The following is a 22,787-nucleotide window of genomic DNA, read 5'->3' as shown; positions in this document are numbered from 1 at the left end:
GGTGGGGCGTCCCCGACGGAGCGCCGTCCCGCGTTCTCCCGGGAGCCGGACCGTGGAACTGAGCGCCGACGACGAGACGGAGACCGCCGGTGTGGGCGTGACCACCGGGTTCCTGGCGCGCAAAGTCGGAGTGTCGCCCACGACGTTGCGCTCCTGGGACCGGCGGTACGGGCTGGGGCCCGCGGTGCGGGCCGACGGCCGGCACCGCCGCTGGTCGCCCGACGACGTGGCCATGGTCCGGGAGATGTGCCGCCTGACAGCCGCCGGTCTGCCCCCCGCCGAAGCCGCCCGCGCGGCGAAGGAGGCGGCCCGCGGCCGGGTCGCCGCGTCGCCGGCCCTGGCGGCACGGAAGGGGACCGCCGCCCCGACGGGGGCCGCCGCTCGTACGCGGACCGCGGGCCGTACCCGGGCCGCCGCCGGTACGGGGAACTCCGCCTCGGCACGAACCGGCCTCCGGGTTCCGGAGGGGGCGTCCGCGACGGCTCCGGGTCCGGGAACTCCGGAATCGCCTGCGGGCGCCGAGCCGTCGGGGACCGGGCCATCGGGCACCGGGCCGGCCCCGGGAGACGCGGCCCAGGAAAGCCGGGGCCTCGCGCACGCCGCCGTCCGGCTGGACGCCCACGCCGTCCAGGCCCGGCTGGCGGCGGCGGTCCGCACGCACGGTCTGGCCCGGGCCTGGGAGGACGTGATGGTGCCCGCCCTGCGGGCGGTGGGCCGCAAGTGGGAGGCCTCGGGGGACCGTTACGTCGAGGTGGAGCACCTTCTGACCTGGCACGTCTCCGCGACCCTGCGACACGCCTACGTGTCCGCGGCGGGAGACGCACCGCCCGCGGCCGCGTCACCCGTCCTGCTGGCCTGCGTTCCCGGGGAACAGCACACCCTGCCCCTGGAGGCGCTCAACGCGGCACTCGCGGAACGCGGCGTACCCGCCGTGACCCTCGGCGGCGCCGTCCCGCCCGAGGCTCTCATCGCGGCGGTGCAGCGCGTCGGCCCCCCGGCGGTCGTCCTGTGGTCCCAGTCGTGGTCGACGGCGAACCTGCCGCTCGCCCGGCACATCGCCGCCACGCGTTGGGGCGTACGGGGAGCACGGACCCGGAGCCGGATCCTGTTGAGCGGGCCGGGCTGGAACGCCCGGCCCGGCCCGGGACTCCTGCGTCCACGTCACCTCGCCGAGGCGCTCCACCTGATCACCGCCCCGGACGACCGGACGACGGATCCGCGGACGCCGGCGGTCTCCTGAACGGGACGCGTCCCCCGCGCCTACGACCGCTGAAAGTCCGCCAGACCCTCCAGCAGCCGGTCGACGTCGTCCGCGTCGTTGTACGGCGAGAGCCCGACGCGCAGACCCCCGGTGTCCCCGAGGCCGAGGTGCCGGGACGCCTCCAGCGCGTAGAACGCTCCGGCGGGTGCGTGCACCCCGCGGCCCGCCAGGAACGCGGAGGCGTCCGCCGCCTTCCGGCCGTCGAACGTCAGCAGCAGGGTGGGCGTGCGCTCGGCCGCCCGGGAGCGGACCGTGACGCCGGGCAGTCCGGCCAGGCCCGCCTCCAACCGCTCGCACAGCGCTCCCTCGTGTCGCTCGATCGCCGCGAAGGCCGTGCGCAGACGGTCTCGGCGAGCGCCGCTCGTCCCGCCCGAGAGTCCGGCGAGTACATCGATCGCGGCGATGGTCCCGGCGAGCAACTCGTAGGGCAGTGTCCCCAGTTCGAACCGTTCGGGCACCGTGTCGGTGGACGGCAGCAGTTTGTCCGGGTGCAGCCGCTCCAGCAGTTCCGGGGAGGCGGTGAGGACACCGTGGTGCGGGCCGAGGAATTTGTAGGGCGAGCACACGAAGAAGTCGGCGCCGAGCCGCGTGACGTCCACGAAGGTGTGCGCCGCGTAGTGCACCCCGTCGACGTACAGCAGTGCCCGCGGGTGGCGGTGGACCAGGCGGGCGATCGCGGCGACGTCGGGCACGGTCCCCGTGAGGTTCGAGGCGGCGGTGACCGCGACCAGCCGGGTGCGCTCGGTCAGCAGGGCGTCCACCACCGAGGGCGGGAGTTCGGCCGATTCCGGATCGAAGTCCGCCCAGCGCACGTGGGCGCCGGCCTGTTCGGCGGCCTGGAGCCAGGGCCGGATGTTCGCGTCGTGGTCGAGACGGCTGACGACCACCTCGTCGCCGGGTGCCCAGTCCTTCGCCAGCGCCCGGGCCACGTCGTACGTGAGCTGGGTGGCGCTGCGGCCGAAGACGACCCCGGAGGGACGACCGCCCACCAGGTCGGCGACGGCCTGCCGGAACCCCTGGACCAGGTTCTCCGCGTTCACCTCTCCGGGCGTCAGGCGTCCCCGGATCGACAGCGGTCCGGTGAGCGCGTCCGCGATCGCCCCGGCCACCCGGGCCGGGGTCTGGGTGCCGCCCGGCCCGTCGAAGTGCGCGACACCGGACAGCAGGGCGGGGATCTCGGCACGCAGCGCGCCGACGTCGTACGTCACTCGGGCTCCTCACAGGCTGCGTCGCGGCCCGCGCCGGTCGGCCCGGAACGGGGTCCGGCGGGCGGGAGCCCGTGACCGGGCGGGCCCGCACGTTCTGCGGTGATCATGGCAGGAGGCTCACCGCGGTGGGAAGGCGGCGCGGAACCCGGGCGCGCCCCCGGGGGACGACGAACGGCCTGGGGCCGGCACCGGGAACTCCGGTGCCGGCCCCAGGCCGTGGGTCAGGACGCGCCGAACGGGCCGGGGCCCGTTCAGGCGTGGCGGTGCGATCGGCTGTTGCCCGTCAGCACCCGGTACAGAACCAGGAGGATCAGCGATCCCGCGATGGCGGCTATCCACGTCGACAGGTCGAAGAACCCGTCGATGGAGTCGACGCCGAAGATGACCTTGCCCAGCCAGCCGCCCAGCAGGCCACCCGCCACACCGATCAGCATGGTGATGATGATCCCGCCCGGGTCCTTGCCCGGCAGAAGCAGCTTGGCGATGGCACCGGCAAGCAACCCGATCAGAATCCAAGCGATGATGCCCACAGTTCCTCCGTCGTCCGTCCGTACACGATGTGGCTTCCTCACACCGTGTGTTCCGTCCCGGCCGGAACAAACCTGTGAACCTCAGACCGTCGCCCGACGCGCCGCCGCCGCGGCCTTGTTCAGTTCGGCCGTGAACTGCGCGCCGGCCAGCAGCGCGAGGTTGGACAGCCACAGCCACACGAGGAAGACGACCAGGCCCGCGAGCGAGCCGTAGAGCCGGCTGTAGGCGCCGAGGACGGAGGCGTAGAGGGCGAATCCGGCCGACACGGCGAGCCAGAGGACGGCTGCCAGGATGCCGCCGGGAAAGCTGTGCCGGCGACGGCGGGCGGGCGTCGGCCCGGTGTGGAACACGACGAGCACCAGCAGGGCCACCAGGCACGTCAACAGGGGCCAGCGGAGCAGGTTCCAGGCCAGCGCGACCTGGCCGTCGACCCCCACGACACGGCCGGCGGCCTCGGCCAGGGGTCCGGTCAGCAGCAGGACGAGCGCGCTCACGACGAGCAGCCCGAGAAGCGCCAGGGCGGTCAGCACCAGCCGGTGCGCGGTGCGCCAGGCCGAACGCTGGTCCGCCGCGTCGTGCATGCGGTGCAGGGCCCGCCGGAACACCGCGAGGTAGCTCGACGCCGACCACAGCGCGCTCGCCGCGCCGGTGACCAGCAGCGTCCAGGCGGCGGACCGCTGCCGCAGCATCTCCCCCAGCGCCTGGTGCAGCTCGGCGCCCGACTGGGCGGGAGCGTACGCGGTGACGTGCGCGATGAACGTCTCGGCGGTGTCCGGGCTGATCAGGCCGAAGGCGATGACCATGACCAGCAGGGCCGGGAGCACCGCGAGGATCGCGTAGTACGTCAGCGCGGCCGCCCAGTCGGACACGTCGTCGTTCCACATCGAGACCGGGGTACGGCGCAGGGCCGGCCACCAGAAGGCGGGCAGCCGGGGCCCGTACCGGCGCCGCCGCGCCGGGCGGACCGTCTCGATGACACTGTTCATGCCTCACCCCTCCGCGCCGGTCCGGCCGGCGTTCCGGACCCCGTGTCCGGCGGAGTCGGTCGAGGCTCTTCTTCCACGCGCGCGTCGCGCTACGCCCGCTCGCCTCGCACGCCACGACGGGCGGGACGCCTGGGTTCGCCTCAGGTCAGGGGGACGAACACGTGGATCGTCTTGCCGCCCCCGGGGCACGGCTCGATGGTGACGGCGGTGGAGAGGCGGATGATCAGGGGCCAGCCGTATCCGTTCGTCCGGTGCGTGCGCGGGATCTCGCCGGTGCCGTAGGCCTGGACGGGAACGACGTCGCTGTTGTCGCGCACGGCGAGCCGAACGCCGGTGTCGGTCGCCGTCGCGTCGAATCCGGCGAGCCCGCCGCCGTGCCGGATCGCGTTGGTGACCAGTTCCGAGACGACGAGCAGCAGGTCGACCACCGCGTCCGGGTTCGGCCCGCCCGTCCGGCCGTGCTCGCGCACCAGGGCCCGTACGTGGTCGCGTGCCGTCGCGGCGCTCGTGATCGCGACGCCCGCTCCCGGGCTCGGCCCGTCCGCCGGTGGGCGGTTGACCGGGTTCATGGCCCGGTCGCCGGGTCCGGGAGTTCCAGCGCCGCCGCAACGCTGTCCGCGAGGACGAAGAAGCCCTCGGTCCCTGTCACGTCGAACAGCCTCCGGACGATGTCGCTGAACGGCCCGCAGACCACCATGAGCGTGCCGCGGGCCCGGTGCGCGCGCTGCGCTTCGAGGAGGACGTGCAGGATCGACGAGTCGGCGAAGTCGGTGCCGGACAGATCGACCACCGTGCGTTCCGGGCCCGTCCGGTCGGCCAGGCTCAGCGCCTCTTCCAGCCGGAAGGCGCTCTCGTGGTCGATGTCTCCGCCGACGCGCACGACGAAGGCGTCCTGGGCCGCCCCGCGCGACACGGTGGCTTCCGCCCCTTCGTGCATGTGAAAACTCTTTCTCGCTCGCTCACGCGGGCTGCCTCGGCGGAAGGCTCTGATAGTAGGTCCCGACGCTGGACAGGTACGCGGGGTCCGAGGTCTCGCGGTCGGTCCTGAACACCGGCGCCGACTTGATCTCCTCGCGGGTGCAGGCGACGGTGATCCGCTGGGACTCCGTGTCGATGCCGGCGACGACACCCACGGGCACCAGCACGCTCTTGCCGAACACCCAGACGCCGGTGTCGACGACCAGGTGGCGCATGCCCGAGTCGTCGGCCTGCCGGTCGACGTGTCCTATGGTCCCGTCGGTCGCCTCGACGCTGTAGCCGGCCAGTTCGTGCGCTTCGGGGTGGTTGAACTCCGGTGCGTAGGACCAGATTCCGTCGATCGTCATGTCTTCCTCCGTGGACTCGCCGGGTCGTACAGGGCCCCCAATACCCCACTATCCGGCGTGCATTCGACGGAATGCGACGGCCGGCGCGCGAGCCCGGTGCCGTTCACCCGCGTGCGCGACCGGGGTCCCCGCGCGTCAGCCGGTCCCGGGACTCCGGGCCCCGCCGCTCTCGTCGCGGAGCGCGGTGAGGTGTTCGAGCGTTCCCGTGATCTCCAGCAGCCGGTCCAGGCCGCGGGGCCGCTGGTCGAGGTACAGGCGCACAGCGGCGGCGTCCGTACGGCGGCGGATCATCAGCAGGATGGACAGGCCCATGGAGTCGATGCTGCCGAGGCCGGCGAAATCGAGGCGCAGTTCCCGGATCTGTCGCTCGGGGTCCCGGGGGGCGACGAGGTACTGGTCGACGGTCCTCATCAGCTCGTCGCACGTCTCGTGGTCGAGGTCTCCGGCGACGTGGATCACGAGTGCGGCGGGCTGGACGTCGACGGTCAGCGTGAAGGCGGGGGGATGTGAAGTGGTCATGCGGGCTTTCCGGGGCCGGGGATCGTGGAGGGCGGCGTTCGGTTTCCGAGCGCCTCCCGCGCGTGGGCCAGCGTGCGGCAGGCGCGGGGGAAGTCCTTGAGTTGCAGGGTCAGCAGGTCGAGCGCGGGGTCCAGGCTCCGCGCGGGGACACGGCGGGCGGTGAGGATGTCCGCGGTCCAGAGAATGAACCGCGCGAACAGCTCTTCGTCGGCGACGTACAGCGACGTGGCCAGGTATTCGACGATGTGCGCGAGGTCCTCGGCGGTGTGCCGCCGCTGCCGTTCGGTGTAACCGCGCAGCGGCGCGAACCGGTCCTCCAGGTCCGCCAGCGTCTGCTTGACGAGCTGGTGGGTCGTCCCGGCGACGATCGTGTATTCCTGGTCGGCCAGGTGCGGGAGGTCGTCCACGGTCTGGTGGACGGCCGGGGGGCCGGGGCGGTCGAGGCCCCGTTCGAGGACCTCCGCCGCGTGCCGGGCGTCGGGTGCCCATCCGTCGGCGCCCAGGGCGCGGGCGTAGCGGCCGTCGGGGCCGAAGGCGGCGCCGCCCGCGATGACGGGCACTCCGGCCGCCTGACAGGCCGTGATGGCCATGTGCGCGGTGGGCAGATGGGTGGGGATCGAGGAGGACAGCGCGACCGCCCGCGGTCCCGTCTGGTGGAGATGGGCGATGAGGTGCGGGGTGGGCACGTGCGCGCCGAGGAAGTCCACCCGCCATCCGCGCAGCCGCAGCACCTCCGCGAGGAGCCTGGCCGGCAGGGCGTGCCACTCGCCGTCGACGCAGGCCACCGTGACACGCGGACCGCTCGGGGTCTCGTCGCGAAGGCCCGGACGGTGGGCGAGGACCGCGATGACGCGCTCGTGGATGGCGGTGGCGGTGTGCTCCTGGGCGACGGTGAGCCGGTTGGCCGCCCACTCCGTGCCGACTCTCGCCTGGACCGGGGCTATCAGGTCGAGCAGGACGGTCTCGGCGTCGGCCGATGACTCCAGCGCGTCGAGGACGACGGCCGCGGCCCCGCGCTCGTCGCCCTGGTGGACCGCCGACCAGAGCAGGTCGCGGGCGGGGCCGAGCGACACGGCGCCGGGGTGCTGTCGGGGTGGTGAGGTCATCCTGTGTACCTGCCCCGAGTGTGGCCGTTCACCGCGCTCAGGTGCGCGTGGTGGGGTGCGGTGACCGCGACGGTCGCCATGTCGTCGTGGCCGCCGCGTCCGACCCATTGCGCGGCGAGCATCTGGATGTGCTCCACCACGGCCTCGGCGGGCATGCCGGCGCACTGCGCGAGTGCCGTCTCCAGCCGCCGGGCGCCGAAGAACTCGTCCCCCAGGGGCCCTCCCCTGGCCTCGGTGATGCCGTCCGTGAAGAAGAGGCAGGTCTCGCCGGGCGCCAGTTCGACGCCGACCGTGGTGGAGCTGACGTCCCAGAACGCGCCGATGAGGGTCCCGCGTGTGCCCGCCTGCTCGACCGCGCCGTCGGCCCGCACGATCAGCGGGGCGGGGTGTCCCGCGCTGGTGACCCGGAGATGGACGATGCCCGCGCGGCGTACCACGGAGGCCATGGCCAGGGTGGCGAAGCGGGTGTGGTGGGAGTTCATCAGCGCGCCGTTGAGCAGTCCGAGCAGTCGCTGGTGGTCGTCGGCGAGCGGCAGGAGCGCCTGCACCGTGTTGCGGATCTTGCCGGTCAGGACGGCGGCCTCGAGCCCCTTGCCGCAGACGTCCCCGAGGACGACGAGGGATTCCTGGCCCTCGTCCGCGGCGGGGTGCACGTCGTAGAAGTCGCCGCCGACGCGTTCGGTCTGCCCCGCGGGGCGGTAGCGTCCGGCGAACTCGACCCCGTGCACCGCGTGCAGTCGGGGCGGCAGCAGTTCACGCATCAACGTCGCCGTGATGGCGGCCTGTTCGGCGTACATGCGGGCCGCGGACATGGCGGCTCCGGCGCGTGAGGCGAAGAGCCGGGCGAAGATCTCCTCACTCTCGGTGAAGGCCGCGTGCCGGCTCGACCGGAGCAGGATGAGGGCGCCCGCGGGCACGCCGTGTCCGGGCAGCGGTGTCACGACGGCCGAGCCGACGGGTTCGGTGAACCCCTCCGGCACGACCCATCCGGGAACCGTGGCCGGGTCGATCCAGCGGGACGGTACGGGCGGGAATCCGCGCAGGGCCTCGCCGAGCCCCGGCAGTTGTCGTACGTCGTTCTGCACCGTCCGGTGCACCACGGCGCCGTCGGGTCCGCAGAACGTGAGCTGGACCTTGCGCCCGCGCGGCGGGGCCACGATCACGGCGGCGTCGGCGAGGTGCTCGGCGGCGAGCTCCGCCGTCACCTCCATGCACCGTTCGACGTTCAGGGAGGAGAGCAGGGCGCTGGAGGCGCCGGCCAGGAACGTGGCGCGCTCCCGTTCGGTCCGGAGGGCGTCCTCCGCCAGGCGCCGGTCGGTGTCGTCGACCAGCCACCAGATGACGTCGCCGTCGTCCGTGCGGGTGGGGTGCGCCTCGAAGGTGCGGTCGCCGACCGGGCCGTGCACGAACGCGCCGGGACCGCGGTTCCGGGGACCGGGCACGACGGCCCGCAGACGGGTGTGGGCGTCGGCGATCCACGCAGGGAGCACGTCCGGCAGCCATGACCCGGCGATCGCGTCGGGGAAGAGCACGGCCGCGGCGTCGTTCGTGTCGACCACGCCACCGGACGGGTCGGCGACGACCACGGGGTAGGGGGCGGAACCCCACGAGGCGGCCGTGACGGCGCCGCGTGGGCCGGGGGGAGGTTGCTGGGAAGTGTCCACGAGCAAGGCCCGCTCCGCGAGCCCACCACCTTTCCGGACGACAGATTGTTTCCGTCCGACAACCATCTCCCGAGGGAGCGCGTCGCGGCAAGTCACCCGGGTGAAGTCACCCGAAATGGGACCGTTCCGGCCGGGATGTCCGTCAGCGCCGACGGCTGCGCGTCGTCCAGCCGCCACCGACGCCGGAGAGGTGAAGGGCGAGCAGGGCGAGCCCTATGAGCATGACGTTGGTCGACGTGAACACGTGATTGGTCGAGACGTCACCGGCGTTGATCAGGAACGCGATGAACAGCAGTACGGCGGCGGCGATGCCGAGCATGAGGACTCCTCGTGAAGATCCGGTCGTCGAGCGATGGAGTCCGGATGCCCCGAGAAGGCCGCCCGACACCGCGCCACCCGAGGATTTCGCCGGATCCACCGCCCGGAGGCGGGTGCAACCGCGTGGCGGCTTTCCACGGAAGTGAAGGACGAAAGGTACGAAGGGGCACCGTCCGGCGGTGCTCCCCGGTGCACGAAGGGACGGGCGATGAAGCTCCAGGACGAACTGCCCCTCGACCACCACCTGGCCGCCGTCTACCGGTGGGGCGCCGCGTTCTGCGGGGTGGTCCTGCTCGTCTTCGGCGGTCTCGGCTTCGCCGACGAGCTCAGTCCGTTCGACACGAACGGGGACAGCGTCGCGGGCATGTCGAGCAACGGCGCCCTGAGTCTGATCTCCGTGATCGTGGGCCTGCTCCTGATCGCAGGTGCCGTCCTCGGCGGGAACGTCGCCTCCACGCTCAACATGGCGGTGGGAACCCTGTTCCTGCTCAGCGGGTTCGTCCACATCTTCATCCTCGACCGGCCCGCCAACATCCTCGACTTCGGCATGACGAACGTCGTCTTCAGCTTCGTCATGGGGCTGGTGATCCTGACGTTCGGCATGTACGGGCGCGTGTCGAGCAAGCTGCCCCACGACAATCCGTACTGGCAGCACCGGCACCCGCACGAAGCCGCCCGGGAATCCCTCACCCGCGGCGCCGGCCCGGCCCCGCAGAGCGCGCTTCCCGCCGGCACGGAGCGTGGCGGGCGGCACTTGACCTGGGCGGATCCACCCGGCAAGCGCCGCCACGGGCCGCCGTCCTAGGAAACGCCCCCGGCCGAAACCGCCACGCCCTCCCGGGCGACCGCGCCCTCCATCGGGCCGGTCGCCCGCCACACGCTCTCGTGGTCCTCGGCCAGTCCCAGTCCGGCCAGGCCCTTGAGATGCCCGAGCACGGTGGAGCGCCGGAAGCCCACGGCCTCGGTGAGTTCGGCGACCTCGACCCCGCCGGCGCCCGCTTCCGCCAACCGCTCCCACGTGCGTACGGCGTGACGGCTCAGACCGCTCTCGGTCACCGTCCTGGACACGGCCTCGGCCCGTTCCCCGTTCGTGTCCTGCCCGGGGATGGGAGGCTGGGCGCGCACGGGCCGCGGGGCGGCCACGGCCGCGCCCACCTGCTCCCGGACCTCACGCGGGGACCACCTCGGTCCGACCGGACGGGGCGTCATGTTCACCTTGCGGTGCCTACGGCCCTTGCTGTGTCGGCTCATCGATTCCTCATCTCCGCCTCGACGATGCTCACAGCAGGAGAACGAGCGGGAGCCGACTAGGTAGTTCAGCCGTTCGACGGACAGGAACCGCTTTGCATTCAGTGGAGCGGACCGGACACACCCAGGGTCCTGCCGTTCAGCGTCCGCACCTCGGTGTGCGGCCGGGCGAGCGGCGGGACGGCCGCGGCCACCGCCTTCGGCGAGGGCGCCGGGGACGCCCCGCCCGCCAGCAGTCCGGCCTGCCGCGCGTCCCGGCGCTTCTCTCCGGCCGCGAGCAGGACGTCGGCCGCGGCGACGGCCTCGCGCACACCGGTCGTTCCCGTCATCACACAGAGTGTGTACGTGACGTCCTCCAGTCCGCGGGCCGTCTCCGGAGTCTCCTTCTCGGCATACGCGATCTTCAGGGCCGCGTAACGCGTCAGCAGCCTCCGGACAACCTTCGGGTCGGGCACGAGCACGGCGAGGGCTCCTCTCTCGAGTTTCCGACCGTGTGCCCGGGTTCGGGACGGTTCATTCGCAACAACCGCACCGGACAACCTATTTGGCCCAACGCCACCTCACTGACGCGATCCCGTCGCCCCGCCCGTGGCGTACGCCCGTCGCATACGGAACCGGTCGGCGCCCGGGGCGAAAGGTGTGAGGCGGGTGAACCAGGGCACGCGGAGGCACCATGACGACTTCCACGACACCCCAGTACACGGTCCCCGGCATCAGCACGCAGGACGGCGGTCGGATCATCGACGTGCTGAGCATGCGGCTGCACGCTCTCAACGACCTGTCGCTCACGCTGAAACACATCCACTGGAACGTGGTGGGTCCCCACTTCATCGCCGTGCACGAGATGCTCGACCCTCAGGTGGACCGCGTACGCGACATGGCGGACGACACCGCCGAGCGGATCTCCGCCCTCGGCGGGGTCCCGCACGGCACGCCGGGCGCGCTCGTCGCCGAACGGACCTGGGACGACTACAGCGTGGGCCGCGCCGACGCCATCGCCCACCTCGGCGCCCTCGATCTCGTCCACACCGGGATCGTGGAGGAGCACCGCGCGGCCGTGGCCGAGGTCGGCAAGATCGACCCGGTGACCGAGGACCTTCTCATCGAGCAGCTCCGCGCGCTCGAGCAGTTCCAGTGGTTCGTCCGGGCGCACCTGGAGAGTGCCGGCGGGTCCCTGTCCCAGGCCGGTGCCCGCACCGAGCGTGAGGCGGCGCGCTCGGCCGGACAGGACGCCACGCGCTAGCAAAGTACGACGGCGGCATGCAGCGGCGAGGGGGCCCGGACCGGGAGCTCAGGTCCGGGCCCCCTCGCCGAGCCGTCGGCACGGCCGCCGGGCCGGTCAGGCGCGGTCGATGTAGCTGCGCACGGTCGTTCCGGAGCCGTCGCTGTGCACCCGGACGAGGTCCGAGAGGTAGTGCACCAGCAACAGGCCCCGTCCGCCGATCTGCTCGGGACGCGCGGGGTGCCGGCCGGCCAGCGGATCGCTCAGCCGCCCCTTGTCCCGCGTCTCGCACACGATCTGCTCGCCCTCGGCCCACAGCCTCAGGGTCCCCGAACCGCCCCCGTGCACCACGCTGTTGGTGGTCAGCTCCGCGACGACGAGGTTCAGGTCCTGGAGCCGGGCTCCCGACATCCCCCGGGCCCGGGCCTCCGCCAAGGCGAAGTCACGGGCGGCGGGCAGGAGTTCGGCGTCGAAGGGAACCGTCGCCGCTCCCGGCGGATGGCTCAGCACGTGATGGAAACGGGCCAGCACACCGTCCGGGTCGTAGGCCGCGCTCACGCACTGCCGCCCGGCGCCGATCACGACGGGGTGGGTGGCGTGGGCGTCGGCGATCACGCCCGGGGCGAGGGCACGGGCGTCGTACGGGCAGAGGATGGTCACGTCCCGTCCGGCGAACGCCTGGTTGATCAGGGCTTCGTGCTGGACGCAGGCCGGGTACTCCACCGCCGTACGGCCGGCCCAGACGGGCTCGCCGATGATCCGCACATGGACGCCTCGGTGGACGTCGGCGAACGCCCGCAGGACGGAGGGGATGATCCGGCCCGGGTTCCGGCCGGCCCGCGCCATGTCGATCCAGCGGACGCCGTCACCGAGCGGTCCCATCGCGTCGCGGACGAGTTCGAGCCGCGCGGCGGGAACGGCCACCGCCACCGGCTCCCCCGCGGCTACGCCGTCGGAGACGAACCGTGTCATCTCGTGCACGTACTCGAGGTCGTCGCGGTAGATGAGCGCGGGATGGACGAAAGGTTCGGGTTCGCCGTGGAGTGCCGCCGTCGTCATGCCACGACCACCGCCGTGCCCGGGGACCGGCGTGCGGTGCGTGGTCCCGCGTCGGGGTACGCCAGGGGCGAGCGCGTCTGCGCCCGGCCGACTCGTCGCTCGATACCCACGGACTCACCCCGTGACCCATTTTACTTCGCCGCATCCGAACCGTGTCCCCGGGACGAAGTAACCCTGGCCCGGGGTCAAGGGGAGGCGGGACGTACGCGTGTCGCGGAATTCTCGAAACCGGGTGGCATGAGCTGTGTGAGGCGGGGCAGACGGGCCCCTGTCATCAATTCCTTAGGACGATGTGGGGTGGACGGCATGGCAGCCGTGACGGCAGTGAGGGCGACGGACACGGCGCACCAGGCAGCGACGATCACGGAAGGCGTCCTTCCGCAGATCGACGAACCCCTGAAGATCAGCCCGAAGGACGCGCGCGAGCTGTCCCGGCAGTTCTTCGACCGGCTGGCCGTACTGGAGGAGGGGACGCATGAACACCAGTACGCGCGCAACACCCTCATCGAGATGAACCTCTCTCTCGTCCGGTACGCCGCGGCGCGCTTCCGCAGTCGCAGCCAGGGTGAGATGGAGGACATCGTCCAGGTCGGCACGATCGGGCTCATCAAGGCCATCGACCGTTTCGAGCTGTCCCGCGAGGTCGAGTTCACCTCCTTCGCGGTTCCCTACATCGTCGGTGAGATCAAGCGGTTCTTCCGCGACACGAGCTGGGCCGTGCACGTGCCCCGGCGGCTTCAGGAAGCCCGCGTCGAGCTCGCCAAGGCGACGGAGGAACTGCGCACCCGCCTCGGCCGCACGCCCACGACCCGTGAGCTGTCCGAGCTGATGAGCCTGTCCGAGGAAGAGGTCATCGAGGCCCGCAAGGCGTCGAACGGCTACAACTCCTCGTCCCTCGACGCGGCTCTCACGGCCGACGGCGGCGCGGACGGCGAGGCGGTCCTCGCGGACTTCATCGGCGAGGAGGATCCGTCGCTGGAACTGGTCGAGGACTTCAACTCCCTGGCTCCCCTGATCTCCCAGCTCGACGACCGGCAGCGCCGGATCATTCATCTGCGCTTCGTCGAGGAGCGCACCCAGGCGCAGATCGGTGAGGAGCTCGGCATCTCGCAGATGCATGTCTCCCGGCTGATCACCCGCATCATCAAGCGGCTGCGCGCCGGGCTGCTCGACCCCGCGGTCGGCTGACGTCTCCGCACGTCACAGCGCGTACGACTCTCCCGTCGGCCCGCCCAGGACTCCGGTCCCGGGCGGGCCGACGGGATTTCCGGTACCCGGGGTTCCCCGACCGGGACCGAGAGGGTCCTGTGTATCCCGATCACGCGAGGTTATTCCTGTGACCGGCGGTATTTTCGGTCCTCTGGAGAATTCCCTCCGACGCTTTGTTCCGCCCCCGCTCCCTGGGTTAGCCTGCGGCGTATTTTCTTGATGGGATGTCCCGTGATCTGCGGGAATCCCACGGGCAGGCAGGGGGGCCGTCCGTGGGCCCGGCGCGGTTCCGAGTTCCGTCACACGGGACTCCAGGGGAGCGGAACGAGGGTGGCCATGACCAGGGCAGCGAGTGGGACGTCCGAACGGACGCCGGGTGAGCAGGAGCTGCGGCAACTGCTGGCCGGCCTCACCGCGGTGCGCGACGGCGACTTCGGCACCCGGCTCCCCGACGAGGCGGGCGGCCTGCTGGGTGACATCGCCACCGTCTTCAACGGCATGGTCGACCAGCTCTCGGTGTTCACCTCGGAGGTGACCCGGGTGGCCCGTGAGGTGGGTACGGAGGGAACGCTCGGCGGCCAGGCGGAGGTGCCGGGGGTCTCGGGCACCTGGGCCGACCTGACCGACTCCGTCAACGCCATGGCGGGAAATCTCACCACGCAGGTCCGCGACATCGCGCAGGTGGCCACCGCGGTCGCCAAGGGTGACCTCTCGCAGAAGATCGACGTGCCCGCCCGCGGCGAGATCCTGCAGCTCAAGGAGACCGTCAACACGATGGTCGACCAGCTCTCCGCGTTCGCCGACGAGGTCACCCGAGTCGCCCGCGAGGTCGGCACCGACGGACGGCTCGGCGGCCAGGCCCAGGTTCCCGGGGTCGGCGGCGTCTGGCGTGATCTCACCGACTCGGTGAACTTCATGGCCGGCAACCTCACCGCCCAGGTTCGCAACGTCGCCCAGGTCACCACGGCGGTGGCCCAGGGAGATCTCTCGCAGAAGATCACCGTGGACGCCCGCGGCGAGATCCTGGAACTGAAGAACACCATCAACACGATGGTCGACCAGCTCTCCGCGTTCGCCGACGAGGTCACCCGCGTCGCCCGCGAGGTCGGCACCGACGGACGCCTCGGCGGCCAGGCCGACGTGAAGGGCGTCAAGGGCACCTGGCGCGACCTCACCGACTCGGTGAACTTCATGGCGGGCAACCTCACCGCCCAGGTCCGCTCGATCGCCCAGGTGGCCACGGCGGTGGCGAAGGGCGACCTGTCGCAGAAGATCACCGTGGACGCCCGGGGCGAGATCCTGGAGCTCAAGGAGACCATCAACACGATGGTCGAGCAGCTCTCGGCGTTCGCCGACGAGGTGACGCGTGTGGCCCGCGAGGTCGGCACCGCGGGCAACCTGGGCGGACAGGCCACCGTGCGGGGCGTCTCGGGCACCTGGAAGGACCTCACCGACAACGTCAACGTCATGGCGTCGAACCTGACCGGCCAGGTCCGCTCCATCGCGCAGGTGGCGACCGCCGTGGCCCGGGGCGACCTCTCGCAGAAGATCACCGTGGAGGCGAAGGGCGAGGTCGCCGCTCTGGCCGACGTCATCAACACGATGGTCGACACCCTGTCAGCGTTCGCGGACGAGGTCACCCGCGTCGCCCGCGAGGTCGGCACGGAGGGACGGCTCGGCGGCCAGGCGCACGTGCCCAACGTGGCGGGCACCTGGAAGGACCTCACCGACAACGTCAACTCGATGGCCAACAACCTCACCGGGCAGGTGCGCAACATCGCCCTGGTGACGACGGCGGTGGCCAAGGGCGACCTGTCCAAGAAGATCGACGTCGACGCCCGCGGCGAGATCCTCGAACTCAAGACGACCATCAACACGATGGTCGACCAGCTCTCCGCCTTCGCCGCCGAGGTCACCCGCGTGGCCCGGGAGGTCGGCAGCGAGGGCAGGCTCGGCGGCCAGGCCGAGGTGGAGGGCGTCTCGGGCACCTGGAAGCGGCTGACCGAGAACGTGAACGAATTGGCCGGCAACCTCACGCGCCAGGTCCGCGCGATCGCCGAGGTCACCGGTGCCGTGGCCGAGGGCGACCTGACCCGGTCCATCACGGTCGAGGCCTCGGGCGAGGTCGCCGACCTGAAGGACAACATCAACACCATGGTGGAGTCGCTGCGGGAGACCACGCGCGCCAACCAGGAGCAGGACTGGCTCAAGACGAACCTGGCCCGTATCTCCGGTCTGATGCAGGGATACCGCGACCTGGACGTGGTGGCCGACCTCATCATGGACGAGCTCACCCCGCTGGTCGCCGCGCAGTACGGCGCCTTCTACCTCGCCGAGGAGACCGCGAAGGGCACGGAGCTCAGGCTGGTCGGGTCGTACGGCTATCCCGACGAGGAAGGGCGTCCCACCCGCATCCCGCTCGGCCGCTCGCTCGTCGGGCAGGCCGCGCGCAGCAGGCGGGCGATCACCGTGGACGAGGTGCCGCCGGGGTACGTCACCATCTCCTCGGGGCTCGGCCGGACCGCGCCGACCGCGCTGGTGGTCCTTCCCATCGTCGTCGAGGAGCAGGTGCTCGGCGTCATCGAGCTCGCCTCGGTCACCCGCTTCAAGCAGGGGCACCGGACGTTCCTGGAACAGCTCATGGAGACCATCGGCGTCAACGTCAGCACCATCGTGGCCAACGCCCGCACCGATGAACTGCTGGGCGAGTCGCAGCGCCTGACCGCCGAACTCCAGGCCCGTTCCGAGGAGTTGCAGGTCCAGCAGGACGAACTCCAACGCTCCAACGCCGAGCTGGAGGACAAGGCCTCCCTGCTCGCCACCCAGAACCGGGACATCGAGGCGAAGAACCTCCAGATCGAACAGGCCCGGCAGGAACTGGAGGCGCGGGCGCAGCAATTGTCGCTGGCGTCCAAGTACAAGTCCGAGTTCCTCGCCAACATGAGCCACGAGCTGCGGACCCCCCTCAACAGCCTGCTCATCCTGGCCCAGTTGCTGGCGCAGAACCCCTCGCGCAACCTCACGCCGAAGCAGGTCGAGTACGCGGGCATCATCCACTCCGCCGGCTCCGACCTGCTCCAGCTCATCAACGACATCCTGGACCTGTCGAAGGTCGAGGCCGGCAAGATGGACGTGACCCCCGAGCGGGTCCCGCTGCGCCAGCTCCTGGAGTACGTCGAGGCCACCTTCCGCCCCATGACCTCGCAGAAGAGCCTGGAGTTCACGGTGAGCACAGCTCCCGGGGCCCCGGTGGACCTGCTCACCGACGACTCCCGGCTGCGGCAGGTGCTGCGCAACCTGCTGTCGAACGCGGTGAAGTTCACGGAGCGGGGCCGGGTCGAGCTGCGCATCGAACCCGCGTCCGACCAGGAGATCCCCGCGGGCGTCCACCGGGGCGGAACGATCGCGGCCTTCCGGGTCAAGGACACCGGCATCGGCATCCCCGAGCAGCAACTGGAGACGATCTTCGGCGCCTTCCAGCAGGCTGACGGCACCACGAGCCGCAAGTACGGCGGCACCGGTCTCGGTCTGTCGATCACCCGGGAGATCGCCCATCTGCTCGGCGGAGCGGTCACCGTGGACAGCACGCCCGGACAGGGCAGTACGTTCACGCTGTTCCTCCCGGTGGCCCGGCCCGAGTTCGAGGAGCTGCTGGCCGGCGGCCGGGCGCCCGAGCCCGCGCCCGACGAGAACGCCTCGGCCCGCTCCGAACCGCGGCACACCGCTCCCGGCTCGACGGGCCTGCCCCGCCAACATCGGCGCCGGCTCCTGGTCGTCGAGGAACGGCCGCGGGGGCTGCTGACGCTGGTGGCCGAGAGCGCCGTCGGGGATGTCGCGCGCAGCCGTGACGAGGGCGACGCGCGGGAGGGCGTCGACGTCGTCACCGTCGTCGGGGCGCAGGAGGCGGCCAGTGCCCTGGCCGCCGAGCCGTGGCACTGTGTCGTGCTCGAACTCGGCATGCCGGAGGGCGAGACCGCCCGGTTCCTCGAAGCGGTGGAGGGCGACTCGGCCCTGGCGACCGTGCCCGTCCTCGTCCACAACGGCAGCCGGGTCGACCTCGCGCAGGAGCAGGCGCTCCAGTCCCGCTCGGGCGCCCGGTCGCTGGAATTCCTGTCCAGCCTGGACGAGTTGCGCGAGCGGATCGCGCTGCACCTGTCCGCGGACCAGCCGGGCGACGTGGTGCCGCTGGTCCGCGCCGAGGAGGCCAGGAGCCGGCCCGCGCGGCCGATCGACAGCGCCTTCCAGGGCCGTACGGTGCTCGTGGTCGACGACGACGCCCGCAACCTCTTCGCGCTCAGCGGGATCCTGGAGCTGCACGGCTTCCAGGTGCTGCACGCGGAGAACGGCAGGAAGGGCATCGAGACGCTGCTGAGCCGGCCCGAGGTCGCGCTGATCCTGATGGACGTGATGATGCCCGAGATGGACGGGTACACCGCGACCGCCGAGATCCGCAAGATGCCGCGGTACGCCGACCTGCCGATCATCGCGGTGACGGCGAAGGCCATGCCCGGCGACCGGGAGAAGAGCCTGCTGTCGGGTGCCAGCGACCATGTCACCAAGCCGGTCGACGCCGATGACCTCATCGCGTGCGTCCGACGCTGGCTCGGGGCGTGACATGACACCCGGTCCCCTCCGCCGCGTCCGCGCGGCGGGACATCCTCCGCCGACTCGCCTCCCCCGCCCTCCCCGGGGCCGCCGCCGAGGAGCGGCCGCACGATGAACAGTCCTGAGGAAACCGGCGCGGACGTCCCCGGGCCCACGGAGGACGGCCCGGAGGCCGGGCGGTCCGGCGAACCCTCGGGCGCGGCCCGGACATCACCGGTGGGCCGGCTGGCCGCCACCGTCGAACGGCTGCGCCGCGAGGTGCGGGCCGCGCAGGCGGAGGCCGACGGGCGCGCGCTGATCGAGCTGGCCAAGGGCATCCTGGTCGAGCGGCTGGGCTGCGGGCCGGCCCAGGCCGCCCGCCAGCTCGCCGAGTTGGCCGAACAGGCCAAGGTGCCGCAGCTCCAGCTCGCGGTCGAGATCATCAACCAGGCGGCGCACGACCGGCTTTCGGAGGTGACCAGCACCTTCCTCTCCGCCGCGGCGGAGCATCCGCCGAAGGAGGACGCCCCCGCGGTACGGCTGCGCGCGGCCGAGAGCGGAGCGCTGGCTGCGGGCGACAGCCAGGCGGTGGCCGACTCCCTGCTCCAGCACGCGCTGACCCCGCTCGGGGCGGTCGCCGTGGCCATCTGGGCGGCGGACGCCGACGGTTCGCTGTCCCTGGCGGGCAGCGCCGGGTTCTCGGCGGGCGAGGCCCGGCGCTGGCGCTACGTCCCCCCGGGCGTCGCGACGATGGCACGCCGGGCCCTGTCCGACCGTACGGCGCAATGGGCCGGCTCGCTGGCGGACACCGGGCTGCCGTCCATCGGGCACGCGGACCATCCGGACGGCGGCCGGGTCGCGGTACCGGCAGGCTCGGGAGGCCGGATCCACGGCGTCCTGGAGATCGCGTGGCCGTCCGCCCTGAAACCTCAGCCGCCGCAGGTGGTCCGTCAGGTCGAGGCACTGGCCGAACTGTGCTCGCACACGCTGGAGACCCACGCCCCGCCGGGCGACTGCGCCGACGTGCGGGGAACGGCCGACGTCTGCGAACTGATCGACCTGGTGGACGGGTTGCACGATCCCGCCCTGGTCCTGGTGCCCCAGCTCGACGGCCAAGGCAGACTCACCGACTTCCGGATCCGCCATGTGAACGGGCGCTTCCTCGATCCGGCCGGCCGGCCGCGTGGCACCGTTCAGGGGGCGCTGCTCCTTGAGGCCTACCCGCTGGCCGCCGGGGAGAGCGGCCTCTTCCAGTGCGTCGAGCGTGTCTACGCCACCGGGGAGCCGTTCCGGGCGCGGCGCATGGATCTGACGGCGCTGGTCGACCAGGTGCGGCTGTCCGCCGTGGCCGACATCAACATCAGCCGGCACGGCGGAACAGTGCTGCTCATCTGGCGCATAGAGGACGAGACGGCGCGGCTGGCGAGTCTGCTCCAGCACGCCCAGCGGCTCGGCAGAATCGGCGGTTTCGAGGAGAACCTGCTGACCGGCGAGACGATCTGGAACGAGACGCTCTTCGAACTGTACGGCCGCTCCGCGTCGGGTGCCCCCGTCCCACTGGAGGAACTGGCCGCGCACGCCCACCCGGACGACGCCGTCACGATCGGCCGCTTCCTGCGGACCGTCCTGCACCACCGGCGGCCGGCGTCGGCCGCTTTCCGGCTGCAGCGTCCCGACGGCGTGACCCGGCACATCCGCGTGGTGGCCGAGCCGGTGCTCGACGCCGACGACCGGCTGTTCGCGGTCCGCGGGGCCTACCAGGACATCTCGGCGCAGCACTGGACCGAGGTGGCGCTGGCCGTCACCCGCGACCAACTCGCGCACACCGAACAGCAGGCGCACGAACGCGCCCGGCTGACCCTCCAGCTCCAGCACGCGATCATGCCGCCGGACCGGGCGCCGTTGCGGGCGCCGGGTCTCGACGTGGCGGTGCGCTATCGGCCGGCGGAGACGGAGCAGCTCGTCGGTGGCGACTGGTACGACGCCGTCGTGCTGTCCTCCGGTCTGGTCCTGCTGTGTGTCGGCGACGTGGCCGGTCACGGGATGGAGGCGGCGACCAGCATGGTGGTGCTGCGCAACGCGCTGCGCGGACTCGCCGTGACGGGCGCGGGGCCCGGTCAGTTGCTGTCCTGGCTCAACATCGTGGCGCACCATCTGACGGGCGGGATCACCGCCACCGCGGTCGTCGGGCTCTACGATCCGCGCCGCCGTGTCCTGCGCTGGGCGCGGGCCGGACATCTGCCGCCGGTTCTGGTCCGGGACGCCGACGCCACCCCGCTGCCGCTGATCAAGGGCATCCTGCTCGGTGCCGTCCCCGAGGCGACGTTCGCGGAGGACGAGGTGCAACTGGAGGTCCACGACACGCTGTTGATGTACACGGACGGTCTGGTCGAACGGCGTGACCGCTCGGTCGAGGTGTCGCTGCGCCAGCTTCTCACCGCGGCCCGTACGACGTCCGGGACGCTTGACCACCAGCTCGACCGGCTCCTGACGTACAGCAGGTCCGACACCGACGACGACACCTGCATCGTCGGCATCCGGGTCGAATAGGGCCCTACGAGATGCGGCCCCGCCGACAGCCGGGGGGAGTGGCTGCCTGCGGGGCCGTGCAGCTCGGGTTTCGCCAGGGGGGTAGCTTCCCGAACTGTCTCAGGATGCTGGTGCCCCGCTTCCGGCGATGCATGCACACGAGTTTCCGGCCGACTTTCCCCTCGTATGGCGGAGCGATCGGCTCAGGAGGGTTCACGCAGGGTACGCAGCAGGGGCTCCAGGGAGTCCGTGACGCACCGCTCGGGAACACCGGCCTCCCGCAGGGTCCGCGCTCTGGCGGGGTGGCGGGCGTACCCGAGGAACCGGACACCGGCCCGGTGCGCCGCCGCGTGGTCCTCGGGAGCGGTGCCGATCATCAGCGAGACGTCCGGCTCGGCGCCCATGGCACGCAGAGCGCGTTCCAGGGCGGCCGGGCGGGGCGCGGGCGTTCCCGGGTGCGGCGGGCGGCCGAATATGTACGGGCCGAAGCGGGGCGTGAGCCCGCGCGCGTCCAGGTAGGAGGTGACGGCCCGGGCCGAGGTGCCGGTCGCCACGGCGAGCCTCGCCCCGACCGCGGCCCAGGTGTGGATCAGCGGATCCGCGTACGCCGTCGGCATCGCGGTGCGTACCGCCTCCAGCTCGGTCCCGGTCAGCCACGCGTCGAGCCGGGCGAGCGCTTCGCCGCCCGGGTGCCGTCCGGCCACCGCCGTCAGAACCCGGTAGGGATCCGCGGGGCCGCGCTCCTCCTCGGTGAGCACCGCGCGCAGGTCCGGTTCCGTCAGCCGGTCGAGCCGGGCTCGGGCGAGAGCCGCCGCCGAGGGCCCGGAGAAGAGCTGGCAGATCGGGCCGTCGAAGCCGAAGACGACGTACCGCGTCCGCGCGACCAGTTCCCGAACGTTCTCGATCCCACTCGTCACCACCAGGGTCTGTCCAGTCCCGGCCGTCACCAATCGAACGAGTGTCGGCCAGTGGCCGCGCGCCGTCGCGGCTCCGCCCGCACCGGTGGTCACGGGCCGGGGCGGGTCGCGACGACGGGCGTCAATGGGCCATGTCCGCGAGATGGGGGACCACGCGGGTCAGCCTCAGGACCCCCCACAGGACCACCCCCGCGCCGATCAGCTCGGGCAGCAGCCACCAGCCCGTACGGATCGTCTCGTCGAAGAGCGTGACACCGAGTACGAGGCTGAGCGTCGCGTCGCCGATGGTCAGCGCGGGCTGCGAGGCGGCCAGCGGGCCCGCCTGGAGGGCGTTCTCCAGGAGCAGGACGGCGGCGATCCCGGTCAGGGCGAATCCGTAGGTCTGCCAGACGCCGAGGAAGGCGGCGAACCCGTCGTCGCGGAGCGTGCCCACGGACGATTTGAGCAGAGCGGCGGTCAGCGCGTTGCTGATGGCCGACGCCGCTCCGAGCACGGCGGCGCGGAAGAGCGGCGGGCGGCCCGGACGGGCGACGACGACCGCGACCGCCACGCTTCCCAGGCAGGCGATCAGCACCGGGATCCAGCGCTCCATGGAGGCGTCGGACTGTGCTCCCGAGGGGGCGGCCGCGAGGAGGACGAGACCGAGTCCCGCCACGACACCGGCGACGGCCTGCCATCCCGCGCGCGACAGCCGGCGGTGCAGGAGCGGGACGGCGATCATCAGGGCGAAGGGCAGCTCCAGGATGAACAGGGGCTGCACCAGGGACAGCGGCCCGTTCGCCAGCGCGAGGGCCTGGAACAGCGCCGCCCCGATCACCCCGGCGATGCCGATCAGCCACGGCGGCTGCCGGGCCAGCCGGATGATCAGCCGCAGCCCGCCGCCTTCGCTGACGCGGGAGGCGGCCTTGCGCTGGAACGCCGTGCCCATCGCGTTGCTGGCGGCCCCGAGGAGCGCGAACAGCACGGCCAGTCCTGTCACCCCTCCACCATGCCCCGGGAGGGGAGCCGGGGCCTCTCCCGGGCGCCGGTGGGATGAATCGCCGACGACGGGGCATCCGCCCGGTGGAGCCCCGTCGTCTCATCCCCGTGATGGCGGGGCTT

21 protein-coding genes are annotated in these 22,787 nt (G+C 72.1%); 6 read left to right on the top strand and 15 right to left on the bottom strand.

Annotated elements, in window-relative coordinates; translation table 11 throughout:
• Positions 1-58: 58 nt before the first annotated feature.
• A complete protein-coding gene (locus ACIQ7M_RS17400) occupies positions 59-1,240 on the top strand; it encodes a MerR family transcriptional regulator (RefSeq protein WP_403645876.1) in 1,182 nt (393 codons plus the stop codon).
• Positions 1,241-1,260: 20 nt separating this feature from the next.
• On the opposite strand, the gene ACIQ7M_RS17395 is transcribed toward ACIQ7M_RS17400, so the two are convergent.
• The 10 genes from ACIQ7M_RS17395 to ACIQ7M_RS17350 all read right to left on the bottom strand — a co-directional run bounded on the left by ACIQ7M_RS17395 (position 1,261) and on the right by ACIQ7M_RS17350 (position 8,919).
• On the bottom strand, positions 1,261-2,469 hold the full coding sequence (locus tag ACIQ7M_RS17395; RefSeq protein WP_403644741.1) for a cysteine desulfurase-like protein: 1,209 nt from the start codon (positions 2,467-2,469) through the stop codon (positions 1,261-1,263).
• 251 nt (positions 2,470-2,720) lie between these two features.
• Positions 2,721-2,999, bottom strand: coding sequence for a GlsB/YeaQ/YmgE family stress response membrane protein (locus ACIQ7M_RS17390; protein ID WP_355773918.1), 279 nt, complete (start codon positions 2,997-2,999; stop codon positions 2,721-2,723).
• Between the two features lie 81 nt (positions 3,000-3,080).
• Positions 3,081-3,986, bottom strand: coding sequence for a YihY/virulence factor BrkB family protein (locus ACIQ7M_RS17385; RefSeq protein ID WP_355773915.1), 906 nt, complete (start codon positions 3,984-3,986; stop codon positions 3,081-3,083).
• 140 nt (positions 3,987-4,126) lie between these two features.
• Positions 4,127-4,555, bottom strand: coding sequence for an ATP-binding protein (locus tag ACIQ7M_RS17380; protein WP_355773912.1), 429 nt, complete (start codon positions 4,553-4,555; stop codon positions 4,127-4,129).
• The gene (locus ACIQ7M_RS17375; RefSeq protein WP_403644736.1) at positions 4,552-4,923 is read right to left on the bottom strand and encodes an STAS domain-containing protein; all 372 of its coding nucleotides are present in this window, start codon (positions 4,921-4,923) and stop codon (positions 4,552-4,554) included. The genes ACIQ7M_RS17380 and ACIQ7M_RS17375 overlap by 4 nt, the downstream gene beginning before the upstream one ends.
• Positions 4,924-4,945: 22 nt before the next feature.
• On the bottom strand, positions 4,946-5,311 hold the full coding sequence (locus ACIQ7M_RS17370; RefSeq protein ID WP_355773906.1) for a PRC-barrel domain-containing protein: 366 nt from the start codon (positions 5,309-5,311) through the stop codon (positions 4,946-4,948).
• 135 nt (positions 5,312-5,446) lie between these two features.
• Positions 5,447-5,830 carry an STAS domain-containing protein gene (locus ACIQ7M_RS17365; protein ID WP_355773904.1) on the bottom strand — a complete coding sequence of 128 codons (384 nt, stop codon included), beginning with the start codon at positions 5,828-5,830 and terminating at the stop codon, positions 5,447-5,449.
• Complete coding sequence (locus tag ACIQ7M_RS17360) at positions 5,827-6,936, bottom strand: B12-binding domain-containing protein (RefSeq protein ID WP_403644731.1); 1,110 nt, start codon at positions 6,934-6,936, stop codon at positions 5,827-5,829. The genes ACIQ7M_RS17365 and ACIQ7M_RS17360 overlap by 4 nt, the downstream gene beginning before the upstream one ends.
• Positions 6,933-8,606, bottom strand: a complete 1,674-nt coding sequence (locus ACIQ7M_RS17355; protein ID WP_403644728.1) for a SpoIIE family protein phosphatase — start codon at positions 8,604-8,606, stop codon at positions 6,933-6,935. The genes ACIQ7M_RS17360 and ACIQ7M_RS17355 overlap by 4 nt, the downstream gene beginning before the upstream one ends.
• 136 nt (positions 8,607-8,742) lie before the next feature.
• Complete coding sequence (locus tag ACIQ7M_RS17350; protein WP_192582574.1) at positions 8,743-8,919, bottom strand: hypothetical protein; 177 nt, start codon at positions 8,917-8,919, stop codon at positions 8,743-8,745.
• 207 nt (positions 8,920-9,126) lie between these two features.
• Between ACIQ7M_RS17350 and ACIQ7M_RS17345 the strand changes: the two genes are divergently transcribed.
• Positions 9,127-9,723: a DUF4383 domain-containing protein gene (locus ACIQ7M_RS17345; RefSeq protein ID WP_355773898.1), complete on the top strand. Its 597-nt coding sequence runs from the start codon at positions 9,127-9,129 to the stop codon at positions 9,721-9,723.
• Here the strand turns inward: ACIQ7M_RS17345 and ACIQ7M_RS17340 are convergent.
• Both ACIQ7M_RS17340 and ACIQ7M_RS17335 read right to left on the bottom strand, forming a co-directional pair.
• Positions 9,720-10,169 (bottom strand): hypothetical protein, encoded by a 450-nt coding sequence (locus ACIQ7M_RS17340; protein WP_403644724.1) that lies wholly within the window; start codon positions 10,167-10,169, stop codon positions 9,720-9,722. The genes ACIQ7M_RS17345 and ACIQ7M_RS17340 overlap by 4 nt on opposite strands.
• A 98-nt stretch (positions 10,170-10,267) precedes the next feature.
• A complete protein-coding gene (locus tag ACIQ7M_RS17335; protein WP_386989064.1) occupies positions 10,268-10,627 on the bottom strand; it encodes a DUF5133 domain-containing protein in 360 nt (119 codons plus the stop codon).
• Positions 10,628-10,839: 212 nt separating this feature from the next.
• On the opposite strand from ACIQ7M_RS17335, the gene ACIQ7M_RS17330 reads away from it, so the two are divergent.
• Complete coding sequence (locus tag ACIQ7M_RS17330) at positions 10,840-11,409, top strand: Dps family protein (RefSeq protein ID WP_403644721.1); 570 nt, start codon at positions 10,840-10,842, stop codon at positions 11,407-11,409.
• A gap of 96 nt (positions 11,410-11,505) precedes the next feature.
• On the opposite strand, the gene ACIQ7M_RS17325 is transcribed toward ACIQ7M_RS17330, so the two are convergent.
• On the bottom strand, positions 11,506-12,447 hold the full coding sequence (locus ACIQ7M_RS17325; RefSeq protein ID WP_403644719.1) for an anti-sigma factor RsbA family regulatory protein: 942 nt from the start codon (positions 12,445-12,447) through the stop codon (positions 11,506-11,508).
• A gap of 306 nt (positions 12,448-12,753) precedes the next feature.
• On the opposite strand from ACIQ7M_RS17325, the gene ACIQ7M_RS17320 reads away from it, so the two are divergent.
• The 3 genes from ACIQ7M_RS17320 (at position 12,754) to ACIQ7M_RS17310 (ending at position 20,790) form a co-directional block, all read left to right on the top strand.
• Positions 12,754-13,635: an RNA polymerase sigma factor SigF gene (locus ACIQ7M_RS17320; protein WP_403644716.1), complete on the top strand. Its 882-nt coding sequence runs from the start codon at positions 12,754-12,756 to the stop codon at positions 13,633-13,635.
• A gap of 357 nt (positions 13,636-13,992) precedes the next feature.
• Positions 13,993-18,270 carry a HAMP domain-containing protein gene (locus ACIQ7M_RS17315; protein WP_403644713.1) on the top strand — a complete coding sequence of 1,426 codons (4,278 nt, stop codon included), beginning with the start codon at positions 13,993-13,995 and terminating at the stop codon, positions 18,268-18,270.
• A gap of 102 nt (positions 18,271-18,372) precedes the next feature.
• Entirely contained in the window at positions 18,373-20,790 is a 2,418-nt protein-coding gene (locus ACIQ7M_RS17310) for a SpoIIE family protein phosphatase (RefSeq protein ID WP_403644710.1), read from the top strand.
• 182 nt (positions 20,791-20,972) lie between these two features.
• On the opposite strand, the gene ACIQ7M_RS17305 is transcribed toward ACIQ7M_RS17310, so the two are convergent.
• Both ACIQ7M_RS17305 and ACIQ7M_RS17300 read right to left on the bottom strand, forming a co-directional pair.
• Positions 20,973-21,716, bottom strand: coding sequence for an HAD family hydrolase (locus ACIQ7M_RS17305; RefSeq protein ID WP_403644707.1), 744 nt, complete (start codon positions 21,714-21,716; stop codon positions 20,973-20,975).
• A 91-nt stretch (positions 21,717-21,807) separates the two neighbouring features.
• The gene (locus ACIQ7M_RS17300; protein WP_403645873.1) at positions 21,808-22,614 is read right to left on the bottom strand and encodes a DMT family transporter; all 807 of its coding nucleotides are present in this window, start codon (positions 22,612-22,614) and stop codon (positions 21,808-21,810) included.
• Positions 22,615-22,787 lie beyond the last annotated feature (173 nt).

This window comes from Streptomyces sp. NPDC096324, assembly GCF_044763015.1.
GTDB lineage: Bacteria > Actinomycetota > Actinomycetes > Streptomycetales > Streptomycetaceae > Streptomyces.
This window is presented reverse-complemented; position numbering and strand designations above follow the sequence as displayed.